19 protein-coding genes and 2 riboswitches are annotated in these 24,096 nt (G+C 38.3%); all 19 genes read left to right on the forward strand.

Going from position 1 to position 24,096, the window contains the following annotated elements:
- The first annotated feature begins 2 nt into the window (after positions 1-2).
- The 19 genes from PRVXT_RS04785 (at position 3) to PRVXT_RS04875 (ending at position 23,951) form a co-directional block, all read left to right on the forward strand.
- Positions 3-1,202 (forward strand): type II secretion system F family protein, encoded by a 1,200-nt coding sequence (locus PRVXT_RS04785; RefSeq protein ID WP_350344533.1) that lies wholly within the window; start codon positions 3-5, stop codon positions 1,200-1,202.
- Positions 1,203-1,214: 12 nt separating this feature from the next.
- Positions 1,215-2,159, forward strand: coding sequence for a pilus assembly protein PilM (gene pilM / locus PRVXT_RS04790; RefSeq protein ID WP_350344534.1), 945 nt, complete (start codon positions 1,215-1,217; stop codon positions 2,157-2,159).
- A complete protein-coding gene (locus PRVXT_RS04795; RefSeq protein ID WP_350344535.1) occupies positions 2,156-2,686 on the forward strand; it encodes a hypothetical protein in 531 nt (176 codons plus the stop codon). Before pilM ends, PRVXT_RS04795 begins: the two co-directional genes overlap by 4 nt.
- Entirely contained in the window at positions 2,679-3,221 is a 543-nt protein-coding gene (pilO, locus tag PRVXT_RS04800) for a type 4a pilus biogenesis protein PilO (RefSeq protein WP_350344536.1), read from the forward strand. The genes PRVXT_RS04795 and pilO overlap by 8 nt, the downstream gene beginning before the upstream one ends.
- Positions 3,222-3,253: 32 nt before the next feature.
- The gene (locus PRVXT_RS04805; protein WP_350344537.1) at positions 3,254-3,964 is read left to right on the forward strand and encodes a prepilin peptidase; all 711 of its coding nucleotides are present in this window, start codon (positions 3,254-3,256) and stop codon (positions 3,962-3,964) included.
- A 202-nt stretch (positions 3,965-4,166) separates the two neighbouring features.
- Positions 4,167-4,508, forward strand: coding sequence for a prepilin-type N-terminal cleavage/methylation domain-containing protein (locus PRVXT_RS04810; protein ID WP_350344538.1), 342 nt, complete (start codon positions 4,167-4,169; stop codon positions 4,506-4,508).
- A 385-nt stretch (positions 4,509-4,893) separates the two neighbouring features.
- Positions 4,894-5,364: a type IV pilus modification PilV family protein gene (locus tag PRVXT_RS04815; protein WP_350344539.1), complete on the forward strand. Its 471-nt coding sequence runs from the start codon at positions 4,894-4,896 to the stop codon at positions 5,362-5,364.
- Between the two features lie 22 nt (positions 5,365-5,386).
- The gene (locus PRVXT_RS04820) at positions 5,387-6,940 is read left to right on the forward strand and encodes a prepilin-type N-terminal cleavage/methylation domain-containing protein (protein ID WP_350344540.1); all 1,554 of its coding nucleotides are present in this window, start codon (positions 5,387-5,389) and stop codon (positions 6,938-6,940) included.
- Positions 6,941-6,956: 16 nt separating this feature from the next.
- Positions 6,957-8,843 (forward strand): type IV pilus modification PilV family protein, encoded by a 1,887-nt coding sequence (locus tag PRVXT_RS04825; protein WP_350344541.1) that lies wholly within the window; start codon positions 6,957-6,959, stop codon positions 8,841-8,843.
- A gap of 525 nt (positions 8,844-9,368) precedes the next feature.
- A complete protein-coding gene (locus PRVXT_RS04830; protein ID WP_350344542.1) occupies positions 9,369-11,336 on the forward strand; it encodes a methyl-accepting chemotaxis protein in 1,968 nt (655 codons plus the stop codon).
- 451 nt (positions 11,337-11,787) lie between these two features.
- Positions 11,788-12,852, forward strand: a complete 1,065-nt coding sequence (locus PRVXT_RS04835) for a D-alanine--D-alanine ligase family protein (protein ID WP_350344543.1) — start codon at positions 11,788-11,790, stop codon at positions 12,850-12,852.
- Between the two features lies 1 nt (position 12,853).
- Positions 12,854-13,492 carry a histidine phosphatase family protein gene (locus PRVXT_RS04840; protein ID WP_350344544.1) on the forward strand — a complete coding sequence of 213 codons (639 nt, stop codon included), beginning with the start codon at positions 12,854-12,856 and terminating at the stop codon, positions 13,490-13,492.
- A 15-nt stretch (positions 13,493-13,507) separates the two neighbouring features.
- Complete coding sequence (locus tag PRVXT_RS04845; RefSeq protein WP_350344545.1) at positions 13,508-14,134, forward strand: cyclodeaminase/cyclohydrolase family protein; 627 nt, start codon at positions 13,508-13,510, stop codon at positions 14,132-14,134.
- 1,487 nt (positions 14,135-15,621) lie between these two features.
- Positions 15,622-15,728: riboswitch (glycine riboswitch) on the forward strand.
- 3 nt (positions 15,729-15,731) lie between these two features.
- A riboswitch (glycine riboswitch) is annotated at positions 15,732-15,786 on the forward strand.
- A 105-nt stretch (positions 15,787-15,891) separates the two neighbouring features.
- The gene (gene gcvT / locus PRVXT_RS04850) at positions 15,892-16,989 is read left to right on the forward strand and encodes a glycine cleavage system aminomethyltransferase GcvT (protein ID WP_350344546.1); all 1,098 of its coding nucleotides are present in this window, start codon (positions 15,892-15,894) and stop codon (positions 16,987-16,989) included.
- A gap of 1 nt (position 16,990) precedes the next feature.
- The gene (gene gcvH / locus PRVXT_RS04855; RefSeq protein ID WP_350344547.1) at positions 16,991-17,368 is read left to right on the forward strand and encodes a glycine cleavage system protein GcvH; all 378 of its coding nucleotides are present in this window, start codon (positions 16,991-16,993) and stop codon (positions 17,366-17,368) included.
- Positions 17,369-17,371: 3 nt separating this feature from the next.
- Positions 17,372-18,718: an aminomethyl-transferring glycine dehydrogenase subunit GcvPA gene (gene gcvPA / locus PRVXT_RS04860; protein ID WP_350344548.1), complete on the forward strand. Its 1,347-nt coding sequence runs from the start codon at positions 17,372-17,374 to the stop codon at positions 18,716-18,718.
- On the forward strand, positions 18,718-20,166 hold the full coding sequence (gene gcvPB, locus PRVXT_RS04865; RefSeq protein WP_350344549.1) for an aminomethyl-transferring glycine dehydrogenase subunit GcvPB: 1,449 nt from the start codon (positions 18,718-18,720) through the stop codon (positions 20,164-20,166). Before gcvPA ends, gcvPB begins: the two co-directional genes overlap by 1 nt.
- A gap of 13 nt (positions 20,167-20,179) precedes the next feature.
- Entirely contained in the window at positions 20,180-21,571 is a 1,392-nt protein-coding gene (lpdA, locus tag PRVXT_RS04870; protein WP_350344550.1) for a dihydrolipoyl dehydrogenase, read from the forward strand.
- Between the two features lie 991 nt (positions 21,572-22,562).
- Complete coding sequence (locus PRVXT_RS04875) at positions 22,563-23,951, forward strand: MATE family efflux transporter (protein WP_350344551.1); 1,389 nt, start codon at positions 22,563-22,565, stop codon at positions 23,949-23,951.
- The last annotated feature ends 145 nt before the right edge of the window (positions 23,952-24,096 follow it).

A 24,096-nucleotide genomic window follows, 5' to 3' on the forward strand; every position in this document is an offset into this window, starting at 1 on the left:
AAATGAACTATAGATATATAGGCAAAGACACTTTAGGAAATGTAGTCAAAGGCAATATCGAAGCGGAAAACCAGCAAAGAGCCCTTTGGCTGCTAAAGGAAAAAGAAGTATTTGTAACTAAAATTAAAGAAGTTGAGCAAACCCAAAGCATAGGTCAAAAAGGCCGTATAAAACTAAAAGACATGGCGATATTTTGCAATCAACTTTCCGCTATGGTGGAAAGCGGAGTGCCAGTAGCTAAGGCGTTAAAAAGCCTACAGCAACAAACTGAAAGTAAAGTTCTAAAAAGAAATTTAGTGGAAGTTGTAAAGGATATAGAAGGCGGCAAATCTTTATCAGAAAGTTTAAAGGAGCGAGAAGGTGCTTTTCCACAAATTTTTATAAGCTTAATAGAAGTTGGCGAAATGGGTGGAGTGTTAGATGTAACCCTTAAAAGGTTGGCAGAGTTTTTTGAACGGGAAAAAGAGATTAACGATAAAGTAAAGTCAGCCCTAACCTACCCCGCATTTATTATGGCATTTTCTGGTATTGCAATTATTTTTCTCCTCGTTTTTGTAGTTCCAAACTTTGTACAAATGTTTGTGGATATGGGTGTAGAGGATGAACTGCCAACTATTACTGTGGTTTTAATAAGTATAACCGATCTTTTAAGACAAAACTTTATAACTCTTATAATTATTGTTTTGGCTGCATTTATATTGGCGAAATACCTTTGGGTAAACGAAAAGATTGCAAAATACATCGATGGCAAAAAAATACACCTGCCTATATTTGGAAGTTTATTGCGTAAGGTTGCACTTTCTAAATTTACAAAAACTTTGGCAATAATGGTACAAAGTGGCGTTGATATAGTTACTGCTTTAAGCTTAGTTTCAAAAACCGTTGAAAATAGAGATTTCGAAGAAAGAATACTAGAAGCCCGTGAACACCTTAGGGAGGGAACAGGTTTAGTTGAGCAACTTAAGGCCAACCCTTTTATAGACACGATGGCGATACAGATGATTGAAGTAGGTGAAGAAACAGGAAGCCTAGATAAAATGTTAGATAAAGTTGCAAAGTTTAATGAAGACGAAGTAAAGCATACCACCGATAGGGTGTCATCACTAATCGAGCCAATAATGATAGTGGTACTCGCCGTTATCGTGGCAGTTATTTTGCTGGCAGTGCTTCTGCCGATGTTTGACTTACTTCATGTTATTTAGGAGGGGGAAAAATTGTTCTTTTTATCCCAAAAAAATTTAGTTGGAATAGATATAGGTCAAATGATGACCAAGATTGCTTATAAAAACAAAGAATACGCTGTTGAAACACCGGAAGGTGCAGTCGGAAGGGGAGGAGCTCCTAATCCCTCTATATTAGGGGAGAGGCTAAAGCAGGCAGTTTCAAATAATGGATTAGCTAAAAAGTTTGCTGTGATATCTTATAACGGACAAGGGGTTTTTACAAAATCTATCCAAGTGCCTAAAAATCTAAAATTAGGCGAAATAAACAACTACATCAAGCTACAAAAGGACAATATTTTACCATTTGGTACAGAAGACAGTGTTATGGATTTTATTCAGCTTGGTAGCGACGATAACCATCAAAATATACTTGTGTTAGCACTTAAACAAAAATCTGTATATCCATATTATGAAGCTGCTAAAATAGCAGGGTTAAGACCAAAAGCCGTAGACATTCCCGCCCTTGCCTTAAAAAGAAAATATTTTGACAAAGAAAAGCTAAAAGGATTGCAGTTAATTGTCGATGTGGGTGAGCGTTCAACTAATATTCACATATACAAAGAAAAACAATTTAGATTTTCTAGAAGTATTTCTGTAGGAGGCGGAGATTTTGGAGCGGTGGCTTCTGCAGCAAAAGAGATGACAGCAAAAGAGGGGAAAGATGAAAAAGTTCCGCTAACTTCACCGGCATTAGCCGATGTATTTTATCATTTACAAAGAGAGCTTAACAGGTCTATAGAATATTTTAGATATAGAAATGGAAAACAGGAATTAAGCAGCTTTACACTGGCTTATATAACCGGAGGATATGGCAAAACACCGGGGATAGACAAGGTTTTTGCCCAGTCTTTAGATATTTCGTTAGAAAGTATAATTAGCGATGACTCAAAATATAGCCTTGCACAAGGGTTAACGATGTGGGGTGATGGAAAATGAAACAAAATATAAATTTACTACACACTTCGCTCCAACATCAAAGCTATATCGCAGGCAAAAAAGTCATTAAAACAACTATAGTAGTGATTGCTATGGCGTCAGTTTTGATATCAATAGCAGCTCTGTTTATCAATGTTCAGCGTCAGGAAAGCCTACTAGCTGATACACAGCAAAAACTTGCCGACAAACAGGCCTTAAAAGTAGAAATAGAGGAAGAAATGAATAAACTTTCGGACATTAATAGCCTAAACGATACAGTTAGTACTCTTAAAGAAAACAGGCATAACAAACTTAAGGAAATAGAAAAACTAGAGTCGCTAACTCCTTCAGAAATCGATATTGAAACAATTTCTATAAGTGATCAACGGATAGTTATAGAAGGATCTAGCCCAAATAGAGAAAATGTCTCTGAAATGCTTCAAAATTTATATAGTTGGCAGGGTTACCAATTTACTGTAAGTTATATAGCTCCCCAAGGGCAGAACTATGGTTTTAATATAGAGGGAAGGGGGAGTGGAGATGAATAAGTTTCTCAGCAATATGACAGAGAGAGAAAAAACTATGCTGATTATTTTAGCTCTGCTAATAGCGCTATATGGTTTTTATTCTTTTGTTATCGAATCGCAGATTGTACGACTAAATGAAATAGAAGATAAAATTGTTGATACAGAGCAGCAAATCCAAGAAATTGACATATATTTACAAACGCACGAAACATGGAAAAAAAGATACGATCCAGAAACAATAGAAAAATTAAATAACAGCATACCACCCACCCTCCAAAAGCCTCAGATTATAGTGTGGCTTGAGGAAAATGTAGATGACACTTCCCTCAGCTTTAACATAGATCAAGATGAGCTAGCAAGCTTACAGGTGCAAGTCTCTTTTACAGGAACATATCAACAGGTAAAACAGTTTCTTAATGAGCTTTATGAAAATCAGCGGTTTGTTGATGTTTCAAACCTTAATGTAAGGCAGCATGAAGAAGCATGGCGGGTGGAGATGATGTTAACATATTATGGACAGAACCACTATCCTAATAAGAATAGTGGTGACAATTAATGATGCAGGCGATTGTGTTTATATTCGGTTTAATGGTGGGAAGTTTTTGTAACGTATTGATATACCGTCTGCCTCTTAAAAAATCCATAGTTTTTCCTTCCTCCCACTGCATAAACTGCAAAAAAAGAATAAAAATAATACACTTAATCCCTCTTATAGGCTTTTTGATATGTAAAGGGAAATGCCATAACTGTAACAGCCAAATATCTTTAAGATATCCACTGATAGAAATTATAATTGCAGCTCTTTTTTTACTCACATATAACTTATTAGGACTTAATATCGAAGCATTGTTTTTTCTTAATTTAGCGGTGGTCAGCCTTGTTATAGCATTTATAGATTTAAAACATCTGATAATCCCAGATGAATTAAACATCTGGCTTACACTTACCGGTGCAGTGTACGTGGTTTATACAGCTACTTATCTAAATGTATTTGCTGCTATAGCATTCTTTACTTTCTTTTATGCTGTTGCAATAATCTCAAAAGGTGGAATGGGCGGGGGAGATATAAAATATGTGTTTCCTCTAGGGTTACACCTAGGCATAATAAATGGAGCATTGATGCTGTTACTATCCTTTGTAATAGGTGGAATAGTCGGCATAATACTACTGAGCTTAGGGCGAGGGCGAAAAACAGCAGTGCCCTTTGGACCATTTTTAGCAACAGCCACATTTATAACAATTTTTTGGGGTGAAAGCATAATAGATATTTATTTACGGCTAGTTATAAATGGCGGATAGCCGAAAAAATAATGAAACAATAAAATTTGTGCTTAAATGCCTATAAAGTTATACAGGGGAGATTATGTTGGGGCTAAAGAACTGTTAAAGACAAGCCAACAGGCTTTTACTCTAGCTACATAGCTAGAGTAAAAGGGCAAAACTCAAGTTATAAAAGGGATGTACCCCTTTAATATAAATAATAATTAGGAGGAGATAAAAAATGTTTAAAATGTTAGAAAAAAAAGAAGGCTTCACGTTAATTGAACTGATTGTTGTTATTGCAATTATTGGAATTTTAGCAGCGATAGCTGTACCTAGATTGGGTGGGTTTAGAGATGATGCGCAATCTTCAGCAGACCAAGCAACTGTACGTACTGTTGAAAGTGCCTATGCTACTTACTTAGCACGAGTTGGTGATGACAAAGCTGTTAAGTGGGACAGTAGCAATGACGCTGTATGGGGGGAATATCTTAATGAATGGCCAGAAAGGATTGAGGCTGTAGAGTTAGATTCAGAGGGTAAAATTAAAGTTACTGGTGATGCTGTTCCTGATGATGCATAAAGCGAATCTGATCTTGGTGTTTAGATTGATGGGTTTGAGGCAACTTTATAAACCACCTGAAAACACTACCACAAGAGTCAGCCTAGGCTGACTCTTGGCTATATTGATGGTGTTTTAAAGATGCGGCATTAGTATTACTTGGATTATTTCTACTTCTTAACTTAATACACGGTCAACTAAAATTTAATATGTTTTTTGCGGTTAAAATAAGGGTATTTGTGAATAGCATAACTCAGCGATCTAATACCGTTAGCAAAGTTAACTGATCCATTAGGAAAATTATAAAATTAATATCGAAGCAATATGAAAGCTAATAACTAAAAACGGCTAAAATTGCAATGTGCTTTTAAATTTTTGGCTATGTAAGGTAGAAAGGGTGTTTTTCATGATAAAGGGCGTTGGTGACATAAACAATAAAGGTTTTTCTCTACCAATGGTTTTAATGGTTATTATGGTGCTTTCTATACTTTTAGCTTCAGTATTTTCTTTGACACAATCGAATACAAAGCAAATTGTAGCCCAAGAAAACAATCTCAGAGCTTACTATTTGGCAAGATCGGGTATTGACATTGCATATGCCGCTATGATGGAAGAAGATGAACCCTATGGGCAAAAAATCCATAGGTTAATTAAATATAATGATGAAATTGAGCATATCGGATTGGAGCTTCCTCAAAACGAACCTATAGGAAGTGTAAACCTTAGGGTTTATTATGACGAAGCTGCCAAAGAAGTGATTATTGAATCTAAGGCAAATTTAATCGACGCTTCTGGAGCCTCCAAACTTTCCTTACATATTAAGTATGATGAAAACAATCCTGGAGACTTTACTAAGACCAGATGGGTAAGAAATTAAAGGCTTAGATAGGAGGGCGTTTATGAGAGACGAAAAAGGTGTAACTCTAGTGGAAGTAGTGCTGGCTACAGCAATTGGTTTGGTTTTAATAACAGTAGCGTACAATATGCTCTTTGTGGGAGTGAAAAGTCACTCCACCTCTGTCAAAATCTTTGAAGAACAGTCGGATATGCGATATGCCGCTGAGACAATCAATAACACCTTGCGCTTTGCATCTGTGGTCTTTGCTGTTCCTGAGGAGCAGTTTGCGCCCGACTTAGATCATAGAGGAAGAATTACTGGTTTAGCAAAGCCTTGGAACTATATAGGTCTAAGCCCAGACGGTGATGCGCTAGTGCATTATGAGTATAATGATGATACTGATTCTTATATAATGAATGTTCTCGCCCAACCTGAGGAAGATTTAACATATCAGCTCAACTTTAGCAAGAGTTCAGAGGCACAAGATGATAAGCTTATTAAGTATTTCTTAAGGGGATTTAAAGACGATTTAGAAAAATATGAGATTTCTACAGAGGTAGAAGCCCTTAATGCTTTGCATGTTATCGACTGGGGAGATGAAAGCAATATGTCGGTGGCTCTAGCTTATAGAACAGAAGAGACCCCAGAAATTCATCAAAGGCCAGTGGCTGCAATGACCATGGTCTTAGATACCTCCGGAAGCATGGATTGGAATCTTGATGGTAATAGACCAAGGGGCCAAGAAAAATCGAGGATGCAAATTTTAAAAGAAACCCTGATAAGAATGTTTTCTGTAATGGAGGATAATGGTGGTGAAAACATATATGCAAGGTTAGTCCCTTTTCATAGCAATGCAAACTCACCCCATCCTAATTATGGAGAAGATCCAGAAAAATTTCTCAAAGTACAAAATGATAACGTAGATTGGAATAGCTTGATTAATAGTTTGAGTGCAGATCGTGGTACCAATACTGGTGATGGTATAAGGCGGGGATATCACCATTTGCTGGATTTTAATAACAATTTAGGCAATTATGGATTGACTGATGATACAGAAGTAGAAAACTATATGGTGATTATGGTAGACGGTGTATCAACCATGGCCAGTGCTGATGTTTGGGAACATTGGTGGCATGGCTATGGATATAGTGATTACATTTTAGATGACAAAAATATTAGCTATAACGACAGAAACCATTGGGTGAGATTCCCCTCTCAAGAAAGTAATCCGTCAAATCGGTGGAACTATCAGGGCCGTTGGCATATTGGAGATGGAGGGGATTTGTGCGATTTGGCTACAGATTACGTTAATCAAATTGGAGAAGACTTAATTCAAGCAAAAGACCCCGCAGCTGAAGATTTAGGCCTAGATGGAAATGTTTTTGTTATTGGGTTTTCCAACTTGGATGAAGAGTTAGAAAGCGTAAAAGATATAGCAAAAGCAGTGGGTATCGAAGTGGCGGAAGATGATTCAGATGTAGAAAATGATTTTATTGACAATGACCGAGTATTTATTGCTAGAGATGGCGATAAGCTTGATGAAATTTTTAAAAATATAGCTGGTTACATTTCAGAGGATTTATGGCAAATAGAGGGGCCTAGGATTACAGAGTAGGAAAGAGGGTGTAATTATGCTGAATCGGAAAGGTTTGACCTTAATTGAAGTTATTATCTCCATGGCGTTAATCAGCATTGCTTTAATAACTTTTCTGGGTGCATTCGGTCAAGGAATTTTGCTCATGAGTAGAGGGGCAGAGTTGACAAAAGAAACCTTTAGCCATCAGGGGAACATAGAAAATAAGATACTAAATATAAAGGACGATTTTGCTAATGAAGCTGAAAATTCTGCGCTGGATGATCCTGAAATAACCGTTTTTCAAGGAGAATATCAAAGTGATGTTAGAGTAAGGGAAATCAGTCAGCACATTAGGGGAGATCGATATTTTAAAGTGCTAGTTTCTAACGTACCCATAATGGAAGCAGAGGCACCCAAAGTAGATTTAGAAGTCAGTTTGTATCCAGAAGATCAATTCCCGTGGTATGATAATATCGAAAATATTAGGGGAAAATATAGAATTCATAGCAATCCCGTAGTTTTTCAAAATCGTATTCGCTGGTACAGATCAAAAGAAGAGCCAGAGAATACAAAAACAATGTATACAAACCCTTCTTTTCCTGGCGGCTATGAATATTTCGGTGAAATAGAAGAGGAGCAGCCCAGTGATTTTTTAAGAATTCAAGATTTACCTCAAGGAGACAGTAACCTTATCGGCAATCGTTTTTATTATTTCGAAGTAAGGCCATATACACTTGCTGGAAGACTTGGGCATTTTAGAAATTCTGAACGTATGCTGATACTTAATAGGGCAGGAAGTAAAGAATGGCAAAAATTGATTGAGGATGTTTACTTTGAAAATGGAAAGATTAGTTTTAGAGAAAATGATACTATTTATGCAGAAGTCATGCAAAACCCCAACCACCCTACTCTAAATCTTGACTGGAAAGAAAATAAAGATCCCCAAGGTCCGCTATTAACAACCCCATTACCACAGTATTCCGAAGACGCTTTCTCCCATACTACTAAGGTAAAATGGCAGATTGATCCAGAGGCCCTCTCAGCTGACCTAGAAGAACATGGAATGGGTGTTTTTCTAGGGGAAAATGATAACAAAGGCAGCATGATGACTTTTGATGTTCAAAATGAACAACTGAGAATTGATAGCATTACGAAAAATCAATATAGCGGTAAGATTAAATCTATCGATCTTTTAAGCGATGAGAGGTTTGAACCGCTTAGAGACCAGGGCAAATTTGATTGGCATAAAAAATACCAGCTTGAGCTAATTTCTAGAGAAGTTACTGAAGGTACTGAAATTTTTGCAACGTTATCATATAAAGATGAAAGTGGAAGAGAAGTTAAGAGTGAGCCCATTGAATTTACCGTTGCCCACAAATTTAGCCATGTCGGTTTAAAAGCTTATTCAAGCAAAAACTATATTCCTAATTTCCATTCCGAGGTCCATAATCAATATGACCGAAACTATGCAGCACATTTTTATGATATTAAAGTTCATGCCGAACACTGGGAAGATGGAGGAAGTCATGGATTTTATCAAGGTGAGGGGAAGAGTACGAATATTAGAGATGGGGCTATTGCAGACGATAAGAACATCTTAATGGATAGAGAGAATACTAAAGCGACTGGTAACGTAACGACAATTAAGGCAAATAGCTTACAGTTTTCAAAGAAGACTAATTTGGAAGTTAGCAATAACAACACATTAATAATAAAAGTAAATGAAGGAGTAATATTTGATACAAAAATTACTTTTGGAAACAATAATTCAAAGATTATCATAGAACCAATTGAAGATAACCCTATTTTTGTCGATTTTAAAAGTATGGAGTCGATAAAATTAAAAGTTAATGGAACCTTGATAGAATCAGATGGAATCAGTAGTATTACAATAGAGGATGATGAAACACTGGAGATTATGAAGGAAGGTGACAGTAACTAGGCAATGCGACTTTTTTAACACTAGGGGCCAGTATTTTTAGCTGGCTCCTTAATAATTATTATTAGGAATTTATAGAGTATCAAAATGAACGGAGTTTAGAAACTAAATAGGAGACATATACTGGTGGCAATACATATCACAATAGACTATTTTTTAGCTTTAAGAAGCTTCAAGAGTGGAGGACTAGTATAAAGTAAATAACAAAAGTAACATAGCGATTGAATACCTTAGTAGAGCGTCTTGAGGAAGAGGTTAACAAAATTTTGTTTCTAAAAAGGTTGTCTCAAATTGTTTAAAAGATAATTTGAGGCAGCCTTTTTCTTAGATTCAAAATTAAAATAGACATTTATATTTGTTTTTGGGGGAGTACAAATAACAATTCTAATAGTAAATTAGTCCCATTTAATGATTGTGAAATCCCTATAGTAAGCTAATTTACAGTATTTGTGGATTGACAGGAATTACTTTAATTGGCTAAAATAACACTGCATTTATAATTTCATAAAATTCTAAAGAAAGTTGGTGGTGTATTTGAAGTTATCGATTAAATGGAAGGTAACATTTTTAGTTGTAATTCTAGTTTTAGTATCAGCTACATTACTAGGAGTCACCAATTATTACAACTCTAGACAAGTACTGGAGGAAGAGTTAAGGTCAAGCAGTGAAAATATGGTGGGAGTTGGTGTTACATTGCTTGATAACACTCTGCAAAGTGTTGAAGAGGATTTACAAACCCTTGCAAATTTAGATGACTTTAGATCTGGTCATAATGAGGAGCTTATTCAAGGGATAACCTCCTATGTTGAGGCCACATCCAATATTCCCATGGCCTACTTTGCTTCGTCAGATGGAAAAATAACCTCATATCCACATGTAGATTTAGATGAGGACTTTGACCCTACATCCAGAACATGGTACCAAGGTGCAGAAGATAATACAGAAATATTTTGGACAGAACCTTATATTGATGAAAATGATGGTAACGTAGTTGTTACAGCCTCAACCTCCGTCTATGATGACGGTGGAGATTTTTTAGGAGTAATTGGAGTGGATTTAGATTTTGAAAGACTATCTGACTATATAGCTCAGGTTCAAATAGGAGAACAAGGGTATTTAGCGATAGCAAATACAGAAGGGATGCTTTTAACTCACCCTGACCCTAAGCTCTTGGGGGAGGTTGTCCCAGTGCCCGGGCTTTTAGAAGAGTTATCCAATACTCATGGGGGGTATGACTATGAACATGAGGGAGACCGACGTTTTACTACATTTAATACACTGGATAGAGCAGGGTGGAAGGTTTTGGGAATTGTTTCTCATCAAGAAATTGTTGAAAACACATCCTTTATTTTACTTAACTCTTTTACTTCAGGCGTGATAATTTTAACTATGGCCATAGCCATTGGCATAGGTTTTTCCTTTACTATTACAAAACCGTTGACACAGTTAGTAAAAGATGTTCAAAATTTTGGAGATGGTGACTTTACCGTCCGGTGTAAAGTTAACTCAAAAGATGAGGTAGGGGTGTTATCCTCAACTATAAATGAAACTATCATAAAATTAGGCAACTTAATTAACAGCATTAAAAATGTTAGTGAAGAACTAAACCAATCATCAGAGAATTTAGCTGCTAATAGCGAAGAAACCACAGCATCTTCTCAAGAGGTAACTAAAGCAGTGGAGGAAATCGCCAAAGGGGCTAATGAACAAGCAGCTGACGGTCAACAAAGTGCTTCACTTACTATGGGATTAGCCGAAAAGTTTGGGGATATGCAAAAAGCTAATGAAGAAATGCTGAAACTTACAGAAGACGTTAAGAAGGCAAATAAGCATGAAAACTCAACTTTGGAAGGGCTAAACAAAACCACAGAAGATAGCAAAGTTGTAGTAGATAAAATATCTCATGCAATAGCTTCTTTAAATGAAAAAACAAACTCAATAGGCGATATATTAGAGGTAATTAACTCGATATCACAACAAACTAATCTTTTGGCTTTAAACGCTGCTATAGAAGCTGCTAGAGCGGGAGAGGCTGGCAAAGGTTTTGCTGTAGTGGCAGAGGAGATTAGAAAACTAGCAGATCAAACAGGGCAATCCACCGAAAAAATCCAACAAATTGTGCAGGACATCTCCACAGAAAGCAACAATTCCGTAGAAATCATGGAAGGTTTAAAAGAAGAATCACAACAACAAGCACAGGCAGTTATGGATATGGATGGTTCTGTACGCAGCATAACTACAGCGGTAGACAGCATTTCTTCTAAGATAAATGAAATAGCAAGCTTTGCATCAGAAATGCAAAGTGACAACGAAGAAATCGTAGAAGTAATAGAAAAAATATCCAGCGTATCCCAGCAAACAGCAGCATCAACGGAGGAAGTAAACGCATCAATGGAACAGACCTCTCAAGCAGTTGAAGAAGTAACAAAAGCTGCAGAGGGACTAAACACTCTAGCAGAACGCCTTCAAGGAGAAGTGAAAAAGTTTAGAGTATAGTGCTAGCAAAAAGAGGTTTAGGGCATATTTAGCCAAAACAAATAAAAAAATGGTTCCGATCATCTATGATTGGAACCATTTTTTAATGAACAACTTGATGCTAGAGGTCTTACTGAGTCGATAGTAAGGGGATTCGCCAATGTAGAAAGTGAAAGGCAGAAGGTGGGATGGTTGACACAAAGTTTAACCCAAGTCTATGCAAGAGTGTGGTTCGTGATATGGGGGTTGTGCCCTTGCGGGCTAGAATCTTCGGCGTAGCGCAGGATGACGTTTGGGGATACCTCTAAGGAGATGAGTTTTAACTTAACGCTCAAAAGCAGGAAATTTAATGCAGCAAGAAGAATAATAAATTGATGGAAAAATAAATGTATATATCAGTATTTTCACCTGACTACATAAAACATCAAACACATATACTAATTAGTAGTGATTATACAAGGAGGTTTATTGAATGTTAAACGTTGCAGTTGTTTACGGAGGGCAATCCGGCGAACATGAGGTGTCTATTCAATCAGCTAAGTATGTACTTAAACTATTAAAAAATGGGAAATATAACCCCATTCCAGTAGCTATAGATAAACAGGGGAGATGGTTTGGAGATATAACCCCTGAGAAATTTGAACAAAATGGAAATGGAGGTATACCCTTATTATTTAACCTAACAGACAAGACACTTATAAAAATTGAAGAAGGCAAACAAATATCTTTAGATATTGATGTATTTTTTCCTGTTCTTCATGGGCCATATGGAGAAGATGGCTCAATACAAGGGATGCTAGACATGCTCGACATACCATACGTTGGCAGCGAAGTGCTGGGATCAGCAGTTGCCATGGACAAAGCAGTTAGTAAAAACATTTTAGAAAACAAAGGGTTTCCAGTAGCTCCATACACCACTTTTAAATCTCACACATGGAATAACAAACAACAAATAATAATAGAGGAATGTGAAAAACTTGGATATCCATTATTTATTAAGCCAGCTAACCTGGGTTCCAGTGTAGGCATAACCAAAGCTAAAGATAAAAAACAATTAATAGAATCAATAGAATTTGCCCTTCTTTACGATCACAAAATTGTAGTAGAAAAAGGACTTACTGCAAAAGAAATAGAAGTAAGTATTATAGGTAATGAAGAGCCAATTGCGTCAACAACAGGAGAAATTATTCCTACTGGTGAGTTCTATGATTACGAAGCTAAGTATATTGAAAAATCTTCCACCACCATACCGGCTAACGTAGATGATACGGTTACGAATCAAGCACAAAAGTTAGCAAAAGAGGCTTTTTTGGCGCTAGATCTTAAAGGAATTAGTCGAGTAGATTTTTTTTATGAAGAGAAAGCCGACAAGCTGTGGATTAATGAAATCAACACTATGCCGGGATTTACCCCAATCAGCATGTATCCAAAGCTACTAATAGCTAGTGGCTTTACAGAGGACAAATTGGCTGACACCCTAGTTAAGCTAGCTTTGAAAAGACATAAAAGTAAAAAACAATTAAAAGGTGATAGATGACATGAGACTAATTCTAGTTCGTCATGGTCAAACAGAGTGGAATATTAAAAAGAAAATCCAGGGTTCAACGGACACAGAGCTTAGCCCACAGGGAATAGAAGAGGGAAGGCTGGTGGCTAAACGTCTATCTAATTGGGACATAAACCATATATATTCTAGCGATTTAAAGCGGGCAGCAAAAACTGCACAATTTATTTCTCAGTATCATTCTAAACCTTTGTCAATTGACTATGATATTCGCTTAAGAGAAAGTTGTTTTGGCAAGTGGGAAGGGTTAACCATGGAGCAGGTAAAAGAAAAATATTTTAAACAATATGCAAGCAGAGAGGAAACTCCCTATGTAGATATTCCAGAAGGTGAGAGTTTTAAACACTTTTCTCAACGGTTAGAAGAATTTATAACGGAAAAGCAAACTCAACATATAAACTCTAATGTAGTAGCTGTAGCTCATTCAGCAGTAATAAAAACTATACTTCACAACTGTTTGGAATTAAGCTGGAAAATAACCAAAAATTCCATTTACCTTTCAAATTGTAGTATTTCTGTGCTAAAATTTATGCCTAACAAAGTGGTGCTGGAAAGACACAATGATACAGCCCATTTTGAAAATAAAGAATTAAAGGAAGTACCTAGACATTAAAAGGAGGAGTTATGTATGTTTAAAAATTTAACGGTGCAAGAGTTTGTTGACGAACTATCGTCAAAAAAAGCTACACCAGGAGGCGGTAGCGCCTCAGCAGTGGTTGGCTCAATTGGGGTTGGGCTAATATCAATGTATTGTGAAATCACAGCTAAAAGCAAAAAGTTTGTCGACGTTAAAGAGGATATGGAACAGCAAATTGAATTTTTAACTGCCTTTAAAGAAAAATGTTTAGTCTTAGCAGATAAAGATACTGAAGCATTCAATGAAGTTATGGCAGCATTTAAACTACCTAAAGAAACAGACGATGAAAAAGCAGCAAGAAAGCAAGCCATACAAGATGCAACCAAACAAGCTACAGAAGTGCCATTAGAAATGGTAGCAGCTATGGTACCAGTATTACAACTAGTACCATCACTAATCAAAAAAGGAAATCCAAACGCATTAAGCGACTTACAAGTAGGCATGGAAATGTGCTACACAGCCATGTCCGGCGCAGCTGCCAACGTAGAAATCAACCTGCCATCTATAAAAGACACCCAATTTAAAGAAAGAGTAGAAGAAGAACTTTTACACCATAATGCTGCAGCTCAGAAGGCTATGGATGAAGCGAAGTCCCTCTTCTTTCCAGACAGCTTATAAGCACCTATCTTCGTTGTTGCAAAAAAATTCCCAGACCGGTCACGTATTACATATACGCTCCCGCCCTGGGAATTTTTTGCGCCTCGAATCTGAGCACTTCTAAGCTGTCTGGGCGGGTCGGTAGCATTAAGTGCGAATTTACAATGGACAATGGACAATTGACAATGAAAACCAAGGCTCCACACCCAATCAACTTCACGTCATCCTGAACACCGAAGGATCTAGCCCACAAGGGCGCTAACTTCAAACCCTAATTGGCCACGGTAAACATTACGAAACAAGCTACATGCTTGGTCCAACCCCATTCATAATAGATAATCATATAGGCAAAACCCTGTTTTAAACAGCAAATGAGAAATAGACACTGTTTTTTAAAGTGTATATTATTAGCAAAACTTTCTGCAGTTTAACAAAAACCGTTTATTTGTAGACCAAGCAGAATAAGCAGATTTAAATCCTGCCCTTTGGCCCAGCAGAATAAGCAAATTTATACGTTTTCGCGGCCAATTGCTTTTAGTAATGGTAACCAGTAGTATGAGGTCAGATGTTAGTAAAAGCCACGATAACAAAATAGGGGGAGAGCTATCCCGAAAGTCATCCTGAGGGACACCGAAGGATCTGGCCCACAAGGGCGCAGGACCCACCCAAAACCCAAACCCATGCCTGGGTCAGTTCAGGGTTTGTCATTTGCCTCTGGGCTACGGAGTTCCTCTGCTGCAGACAGCTTATCAGCACCTATCTTCGTTGTTGCAATTGCTAGCCCAGACCAGTCACGTATTAGAAGATACGCTCCCGCCCTGGTCCATCAATTGCGCCTAGAATCTAGGCACTTCTAAGCAGTCTGGCCATTTGGGTCTCCTTATATGGTTACCAAAGTTGAAATCCAACTTCTAACTTCCCACTTCTCACTACTACTACAATACGCCCTGCCAGTAAATGACAAACCCATCAGTAAGTTCAAGCGGTAAAATCTATAGAACCAACTACTGTATCTATGACCAAGCAGAATAAGCAAATTTGGAGTGAGTTTCAGACCCAGCATGTAGCTAATTTATACGTTTTCGCGGCCAATTGCTTTTAGTAATGGTAACCAGTAGTATGAGGTTAGATGTTAGTAAAAACCACCAATCCCGAAAGTCATCCTGAAGAACGCCGAAGGATCTAGCCCACAAGGGCGGCAAAAACGTACCAAGCATTTTACCAACCTCTAACTTCTCACCTCTCACTACCATTACCCCATATTTTATCGGAGTGTTACCTATGTTCTGACTGAACACTGAACACAACCAGGTTTTAATTGTCAATTGTCCATTGTAAATTAGCCCTTGACCTCCTGCCCAAATCATACTTGCTTTCCCACTATCATTTGCGCAAGTTCTTTAATTCACTTTCAAAATCTTGCAGGATTTTTTCCCTACTTATAGAATAATAAATTAAAATAACTGTAATATATATTAAACATATAATAACAGAAAAATTAAGAGTGAATGATCCTGCGGGGAGAGATTTGCGTATTTTATGCAAACGCCGAAGAAGAAAGCTGCCCTTGGCGAAGGGTGGTGAAACTTTCAGGTAAACAGACCCAAGGGGGACACGTCTCTGGAGAGCATAATGCACCAAAGGGGAAAAATCTCTCAGGTATAAGGACAGAGGAAAGCCACCTAGGCTTTCCTCTTTTATGTTGTTGAGAAAAAAATCTCAAGACATTAAGACATATAAATTCATCTAATCCAAAAAATAATAACGGAGGTGCTTTAATGGAACAAGTGAGAAAAACTCCCCTACATCAACAACACATCGATTTAGGGGGGAAGATGGTAAACTTTTTTGGTTGGGAATTGCCAGTCCAATACTCTGGCATTATTGATGAAGTAAAATCTGTGAGAAATACAGCAGGAATCTTTGATGTATCCCATATGGGAGAATTCATGGTAGAAGGAGAAGGTAGCTTAGAGTTTCTTCAGCATATGCTGACAAATAACGTGGCAAAAATTAAAGAAAATGGTGTTCAATACACCATGATGTGCAATGAACAAGGTGGTGTAGTGGATGATCTATTAGTTTATTTATTATCAAAAAATAGATATTTGCTTGTAGTTAACGCCTCAAATTTAGAAAAAGATTTTAATTGGCTAAACAAACATAAACCAGAAAATGTAAAACTTACAAATGTTTCAGATCAAATAGCACAAATTGCCCTACAGGGTCCTAAAGCACAAGAAGTTCTACAAAAACTAACAGACTTTGACTTAGGAGAGATTAAGTTTTTCCGTCATAGAGAAAACTTAAATATAGATGGGCACGAAGTGTTAGTTTCTCGTACAGGTTATACTGGCGAGGACGGTTTTGAAATTTACGGACAGCACAAATCCATAACATCTTTGTGGGACAGAATACTTTCTGTTGGAGAAAAAGAGGTTGTTCCTGCCGGTCTTGGTTCTAGGGATACATTGCGATTTGAGGCAAGATTGCCTTTATACGGTAACGAAATTACCGAAGAAATTTCACCTATCGAGGCAGGTCTAGGTTTTGCTGTGAAATTTAAAAAGCCTGAATACAAGGGTATGAAAGTGCTAGAGGACCACAAACAAAATCCACCAAGAAAGACCGTGGGCTTTAAGATGAAGGGCAAAGGGATACCCCGTTCTCAATATAAGGTTTTAAGTCAAGATGAAGAGGAATTAGGTTTTGTAACCACAGGAGCTTTTTCGCCAACGCTAGATGAAACAATAGGAACCGCCCTCGTGTCAGACAAAGACTTAGATATTGGCGATGAAATTCTAGTAGCAGTACGCAAACGCCGTATACCGGCGGAAATTATATCACTACCATTTTTAAAAAAGGAGGACAAGTAAAATGTCGAAATTAATGTACACAAAAGAACATGAATGGGTAAAAGTAGAGGGAAATAAGGTGACTGTAGGAATCACAAACCACGCTCAAGACCAGCTAGGTGACATCGTATTTGTGGAGCTTCCAGAAGTAGATGAAGAGGTAGAAAAAGGAGATGATTTTGTTGTAATTGAATCAGTAAAAGCAGCTGCTGATGTTTACTCTCCAGTTGAAGGAACAATTGTCGAAGTAAATGAAGAGCTTGAAGATAGTCCGGAACTAATCAATGAAGATGCAGAAGAAAACGCTTGGATTGCAAAATTTGAAATTGAAGATACAGATCAATTTGAAGAAGGTTTTATGACGTTAGAGGAATATCAAGCACTTATCGAGGAGGAGTAAGTTATGAATCATCGCTTCATTCCTAAAACCCACGAAGAGCGCAAAGAAATGCTTTCGGAAATTGGTAAGTCAAGTGTAGAAGAACTTTTTTCTCAAATCCCTAAAAGCTTGAAAATGGAGAAACAACTCGACATAAAAGGTCCAATGTCGGAGCTAGAACTAACTAAACACATAAATACACTGGCTTCAAAAAACAAGATTGATGATAACACTATCAGCTTTTTAGGCGGGGGGAGCTACGATCATTATATTCCGTCTGTGATAAAACACATCACCGGTCGCTCAGAATTCTACACCGCCTACACTCCTTATCAAGCAGAAATTAGTCAGGGAGTGCTTCAATCAATATTTGAATTTCAAACAATGATCAGCCGCTTGACCAACATGGAGGTTTCCAACGCTTCTATGTATGATGGGGCAACAGCTGCTGCAGAAGCTATGCTTATGGCAAAAAACAAAAACAAAAAAGGATCTGTGTTAATATCAAAAGCCATAAATCCTAATTATCGTAAAGTACTGAAAACATATGCAGCGCAGCTAGGCATAGAACTTGAAGAAATTGACTTTGATAGAGAAACAGGGCAGACCAATATAGCCGGGCTAGAATCTAAGTTAGAGAGCAAAATTGCTGGAGTTATTATTCAAAGCCCTAACTATTTTGGAGTTATCGAAGAAATGGAAAAAATAGGTGAAATACTAAAAGATCACAAGGCTCTTTTTATCGCTGTTGTAGATCCAATATCTTTAGCAGTGCTAAAAAGACCTGGAGATTATTATGCCGATATCGCAGTAGGCGAAGGTCAAAGCTTAGGCATTGCTCAGTCCTATGGTGGACCTTATCTTGGTTTTTTCTCCACCACCAAAAAGTTGATGAGAAAAATGCCAGGAAGAGTAGTTGGCAAGACTAGAGACAAAGATGGCGATACAGGATTTGTGTTAACTCTTCAAACGCGGGAACAGCATATACGCAGAGATAAAGCCACATCTAATATCTGTTCTAATCAAGCGCTATGTGCTTTGGCTGCCACAGTTTACATGTCAACCATGGGGAAACAAGGGCTCAAAGAAGTAGCAGCACAATCACTGCAAAAGGCACATTATGCTAAGCAGAAATTTTCTGGTATCGAGGGCGTCACCCCTCTTTTTACAGGGCCAACCTTTAAAGAGTTTGCTCTAAAACTTGAAAAGCCAGAAGTTACTAAAGATCTAGAAAAACACAACATCTATATCGGTGTTTCTTTAGAGAATGACTACCCAGAGCTATCTAATAGTATTATTTCCGCAGTTACAGAAAAAAGAACCAGTACGGAAATAGAAAAAACTGTTAAAAAGTGGGGTGAGATGGCATAATGAATTCAGCTAAAACTATTTTTGAAAAATCCAAACCTGGTCATATAGCATATTCGTTGCCTAAAATAGATGTAGAAGCAAAGTCTGCTGACGAAATTCTTCCTAAGCATTTACTAGCAGATAGCGATGTAAATCTGCCGGAGCTAAGTGAAGGTGAGGTAGTTCGCCATTTTACAGAGCTATCAACTAAAAGTCACGGCGTTGATTCTGGGTTTTACCCATTAGGCTCATGTACCATGAAGTATAACGTTAAAGTTAACGAGGATATAGCCCAGATTTCAAACTTTGCTAACTTACATCCACATATGCCAGAAGGTGCTAGTCAAGGTGCTTTAGAACTTCAGTACAACTTACAACAACAGTTAGCAGAAATAACAGGTATGGATGCCATAACATTGCAGCCAGTGGCAGGTGCCCACGGAGAACTAACAGGTATAATGCTAATTGATGCTTATCACAAAAACAAAGGAAACAACAAAAAGACCATCTTAGTTCCAGACTCTGCTCACGGCACAAACCCAGCTACAGCAAGCATGGTAGGGTATGACGTTGTTCAAGTATCGTCTAACGAGCGAGGTTTAGTAGATATTAATTCCTTAAAAGAGGCTTTAAATGATGATGTTGCTGCACTAATGCTTACTAACCCTAACACACTAGGCCTTTTTGAAGAGGACATCTTGGAAATTGCAGAGCTTGTTCATGAAGTAGGTGGCCTTTTATACTATGATGGTGCCAACACTAATGCAATTATGGGAATTTCAAGACCGGGAGATATGGGGTTTGACGTAGTACATCTTAACCTTCACAAAACTTTCGGAACTCCTCACGGTGGCGGAGGACCTGGTTCAGGACCAGTTGGGGTAAAAGAAGAACTGGTAGAATTTATGCCCACCCCCACCGTAATCAAAGAAAATGGACAATTTAAGCTAGATTACAACAGACCTAAAACAATTGGCAAGGTTCATTCCTTCTATGGTAACTTTGGAGTAAACCTAAGAGCTTACTCATATATTTTAGCCTTAGGAGGAGAAGGACTAAAACAAGTTAGCGAAGACGCAGTTCTTAATGCTAACTATCTTATGGAGAGGCTAAAGAAACACTTTACACTACCATTTGACAGAGTTTGTATGCACGAGTTTGTACTGTCAGGAAAAGATCTTAAAGATTATGGGGTAAAGACACTAGATATTGCCAAAGGACTCCTTGACTATGGGTATCATCCCCCTACAGTGTACTTCCCGTTAATAGTGGAAGAGGCGCTGATGGTAGAACCTACAGAAACCGAAAGCAAACAAACCTTAGATAACTTTGCTGATGCTATGGGGGAGCTAGTAGAAATATCTAAAAATAATAACGAACAGGTGTTAACAGCACCTCACACCACTGTGGTAGGCAGACTAGATGAAGCAAGTGCAGCCCGCAAGCCGGTGGTAGTTCACGAAGAATAAAGGGGGGCTAGACATGTACGATATTTTAGTGCTAGGCGGTGGACCTGGAGGCTACGTTGCAGCTATTAAAGCGGCTCACCTGGGTAAAAAAGTTGCGCTAATCGAAGATAAAGGGTTGGGTGGTACCTGTTTAAATAGAGGTTGTATCCCAACGAAAGCCCTTTATAGAAGTGGATATGTAGCGAAGTTAATTAAAAACGCTAGCGATTTTGGCATCGATGTTACCGACTATACGATAAACTACTCTAAAGTAAAAGAAAGAAAAGACAACATAGTAAGGCAGCTAGTCCAAGGTGTACAAGAGCTAGTAGAAAGCAACAACATAGACTATTATCAAGGAAAAGGACATTGTAAAGATAAAAACACTGTGGTAGTTAATGAACAAGAGCTTAAAACTCAAAAACTTATAATAGCTACGGGATCTGTACCCTTTGTACCTCCTGCATTCGATCCTACAAATCCTAATGTCATAACCTCAGACGAAGCTTTAGAACTTGCAGAGCTACCTAAAAGCATGACAATCATCGGTGGAGGAGTTGTAGGTACAGAGTTTGCCGCTATCTTTGCGGCTCTAGGTGTAGAAGTAACGCTAATAGAAATGTTGGATCGCCTTCTTATGCCTTTTGACAAGGAAATGACGAAAAGACTTACGGTATTTTTAAAAAAATCAGGAGTCAACGTTATGACCAAAGCAAAGGTGACAAACATTGAATTAGACGGCGATAAAGGCATAGTAACAGCGGAGCAAAAAGGCAAAGAAAAGCAAATCGAAACCGATAAAGTCCTTGTATCCTCTGGTAGAAAACCCAACCTTTCAGGAACGGAAGATCTTGGGTTAGAGATTAAAGACAACGGCGGAATTAAAGTTAATGATAAACTAGAAACAAACATCCCCGGCGTTTACGCCATCGGAGATTGCACCGCAAACATCATGCTTGCCCACGTAGCAACCCATGAAGGCCTAGCGGCAGTGTCCAATGCTCTAGGAAAAGAAGCTAAAATGGATTACAAAGCAGTTCCCAACTGTGTATTCACCTACCCAGAGCTATCATCAGTAGGTGTTACAGAGGACCACTGCAAAGAATCAGACTATGACTACAACGTAAGCAAGTTTAACTTTATAGCCAACGGTAAAGCCTTAGCAGAAGGTGACCCAGAAGGCATGGTAAAAATAATAACAGACAAAGACGATGTGGTAATTGGCGCCCACATCCTAGGCCCACACAGCAGCGACCTAATAGCAGAACTGACACTAGCTGTGGAAAATGGCATAACAGCAAGCCAAGTAAGCCACACAATCCACGCCCACCCAACCTTAGCAGAAACAGTAGCAGAAGCGGCAGAGGGGATAATGGGAACCATAATCCACGCTAAGCCTAAGGCCAGCAGAAAAAAGAAAAAGTAGGCCAGACCGCTTATAAGCACTCACCTTCGTTGTTGCAAAAGAAGTCCAGACTACTCCTCACGTATTAATTATACGCTGTGCCTGGGCTTCTTTTACGCCTAGAATCTGAGCACTTTTAAGCAGTCTGGGCGGGTCGGTAATATTAAGGGCGAATTTACAATTTACAATGGACAATTGACAATGGAAATCAAGGCCTCCACACTCCAATCTACAACTTCACGTCGTCCTGAGAGCGATTGAGCGCTTCTAAGCAGTTTGGTGGGGCGGTAATATTAAGGGCGAATTTACAATTTACAATGGACAATTGACAATGGAAATCAAGGCCTCCACACCTCGCCTAGAATCTGAGCACTTTTAAGCAGTCTGGTGGGGTGGTAATATAAGGGCGAATTTACAATTTACAATGGACAATTGACAATGAAAACCAAGTCATCCACACCACAATCTCCAACCGCACGTCATCCTGAGCTCGCCGAAGGATCCAGCCCACAAGGGCGCAGGACCTACGAAACGGACAAAAACGACCCAAGTGCCTGCTCAATCCTCCAACTTCTCATCTCCCATGCTCCCAACTGTAGGGGGGAATCTCTGTGTCCACCCTGACCCAAACAGCAAGAAACAGCAGACAGGAGGCAGAAATTAAAATATTTATACTTACAGTTTTTCCCTCAAAGAGGGTAGGGAGGCTACCTCTGTGTCGCCCCGTCCCATATGGCTAAGCAACTTAAATAAGTTTTCTTTAAATGTGCTTTTCCATTCTAACTAAGGTTTACAGCGATTTTCCGTGAGGTCTATCAAACGCCTTTCAGCGCTTTTCCGTGCGAGATAGCATTTGATCTTTAAACCCTAAGTTTTCCTTAATGTACTTTTCCCATCCAACAATCCAACCATCTTCTATCTAACTAAGGTTTACAGCAGAATGCCTATTACCACCATCCCAAAAAGATGTTATAATAATATTTAGAGCGCAAAAATAAATGAGGTGAATAATATGTCCGCAAATACAATTGCTGGAAAACGTGACCTTACCGTTGGCAGCATACCTAAAAAAATAATAAACCTATCACTACCGATTATGGGTGGTATGTTTCTGCAAACAATATTTAATTTTGTAGACACCCTTTTTGTCAGTAGGCTAGGAGACAATGCCGTTGGTGCTGTAGGTATGAATTTACCTCTTTTATTTGTACTAATAGCTGTAGGCAATGCAGTGGCCGTAGGAGCCAGCTCATATATAGCTAGAAGCATAGGAGCTGAAGATTATGATAGCGCTTCAAAAACAGCATCCCAGGCAATTACTTTGGCCATCATTTTAGGAATTGTAACTACTGTTTTTGGAGTTATTTTCGCCCCTAAGATATTATCTATGCTAGGAGCTTCCGGCGAGCAGTTTTCTATGTCGGTGGAATATACCAGAATTATCTTTTGGGGTAACCTAATATTCTTCTTATTCTTAGCTTTAGACGGTATACTCCGCGGCGAAGGTGACATGAAAACGTCTATGATGAAACAAGTAGTAGCCGTCGGGTTTAATATAATTTTAGACCCCATACTGATATTTGGCGTGGGGCCAATCCCAGCAATGGGGGTTGGAGGAGCTGCTTTAGCCACAGTGCTAAGTAGATTTTTAGGTTTGGTATTTTTGGTATGGCATTTTTACACCGGCAAGTCCACCATTAAATTCAACATGACCAAACTAATATACGACAGCAAAATTGTACGGGAAATTATGAAGGTAGGATTACCTGCTTCAGCATCCCAAGCAATGATGTCGCTGACACTTTTTGTATTTTACTATTTAGCAAATGACTTTGGTGAAGAGGCAGTAACTGCACTGAGTTTGGGTTTTAGAATAGATTCGCTAGCAATCCTACCGGGTATGGCAATAGGAATTAGCACAGTTACCATGATAGGGCAAAACTTTGGTGCAGGGAAATTTGAGCGAGTCAGAAAATCATATTGGACAGCACAAATTATGGCGGTAGGGTTTATGGCGTCTGTCGGTATAATAATTTTTTCCTTCCCAGGCTTTTTTATTAGAATATTCTCCGATAACCCAAAGGTAATAGAATATACCACAAGCTACTTAAGGATATTACCGGTATTTTATCCATTTTTAGCAAGTGGATTTATATCAGCCCATGCATTCCAAGGTCTAGGCAAGGCTGTGCCAGGCTTAGTAATTGGGCTTATAAGGGTGGTTTTTGTGGGAGTCCCCCTATCGTTTTTATTAACAAGACATACAGACCTTGGCCCAACTGGAATATGGCTATCCCTAGGACTATCAGACTTCACCTTCTGCACAGTAGGAATGCTATGGTACAAATCAACCTTTAAAAACATACAATACACCCAACCACAGATTAAAAAAACAGCTTAAAAACAAAGGACTACACTTTCAATGGTGGTCCTTTTTATATATGATATGAATAAAAGGGGAATTTACAATGGACAATTGACAGTTAAAATCAAGGCCTAAAATGCCCCAATCCACCACCGATCGTCAATCCTGAGTTTGCTGAAGG

The sequence above is a fragment of the Proteinivorax tanatarense genome, assembly GCF_040267685.1.
Classification (GTDB): Bacteria; Bacillota; Proteinivoracia; order Proteinivoracales; family Proteinivoracaceae; genus Proteinivorax; species Proteinivorax tanatarense.

Bases quoted from the DNA above. Each gene is read 5' to 3' on its own strand.
- PRVXT_RS04785 (WP_350344533.1), top strand. From the start codon at position 3: ATGAACTATAGATATATAGGCAAAGACACTTTAGGAAATGTAGTCAAA.
- PRVXT_RS04795 (WP_350344535.1), top strand. From the start codon at position 2,156: ATGAAACAAAATATAAATTTACTACACACTTCGCTCCAACATCAAAGC.
- pilO (WP_350344536.1), top strand. From the start codon at position 2,679: ATGAATAAGTTTCTCAGCAATATGACAGAGAGAGAAAAAACTATGCTG.
- PRVXT_RS04805 (WP_350344537.1), top strand. From the start codon at position 3,254: ATGGTGGGAAGTTTTTGTAACGTATTGATATACCGTCTGCCTCTTAAA.
- PRVXT_RS04810 (WP_350344538.1), top strand. From the start codon at position 4,167: ATGTTTAAAATGTTAGAAAAAAAAGAAGGCTTCACGTTAATTGAACTG.
- PRVXT_RS04815 (WP_350344539.1), top strand. From the start codon at position 4,894: ATGATAAAGGGCGTTGGTGACATAAACAATAAAGGTTTTTCTCTACCA.
- PRVXT_RS04820 (WP_350344540.1), top strand. From the start codon at position 5,387: ATGAGAGACGAAAAAGGTGTAACTCTAGTGGAAGTAGTGCTGGCTACA.
- PRVXT_RS04825 (WP_350344541.1), top strand. From the start codon at position 6,957: ATGCTGAATCGGAAAGGTTTGACCTTAATTGAAGTTATTATCTCCATG.
- PRVXT_RS04835 (WP_350344543.1), top strand. From the start codon at position 11,788: ATGTTAAACGTTGCAGTTGTTTACGGAGGGCAATCCGGCGAACATGAG.
- PRVXT_RS04840 (WP_350344544.1), top strand. From the start codon at position 12,854: ATGAGACTAATTCTAGTTCGTCATGGTCAAACAGAGTGGAATATTAAA.
- PRVXT_RS04845 (WP_350344545.1), top strand. From the start codon at position 13,508: ATGTTTAAAAATTTAACGGTGCAAGAGTTTGTTGACGAACTATCGTCA.
- gcvT (WP_350344546.1), top strand. From the start codon at position 15,892: ATGGAACAAGTGAGAAAAACTCCCCTACATCAACAACACATCGATTTA.
- gcvH (WP_350344547.1), top strand. From the start codon at position 16,991: ATGTCGAAATTAATGTACACAAAAGAACATGAATGGGTAAAAGTAGAG.
- gcvPA (WP_350344548.1), top strand. From the start codon at position 17,372: ATGAATCATCGCTTCATTCCTAAAACCCACGAAGAGCGCAAAGAAATG.
- gcvPB (WP_350344549.1), top strand. From the start codon at position 18,718: ATGAATTCAGCTAAAACTATTTTTGAAAAATCCAAACCTGGTCATATA.
- lpdA (WP_350344550.1), top strand. From the start codon at position 20,180: ATGTACGATATTTTAGTGCTAGGCGGTGGACCTGGAGGCTACGTTGCA.
- PRVXT_RS04875 (WP_350344551.1), top strand. From the start codon at position 22,563: ATGTCCGCAAATACAATTGCTGGAAAACGTGACCTTACCGTTGGCAGC.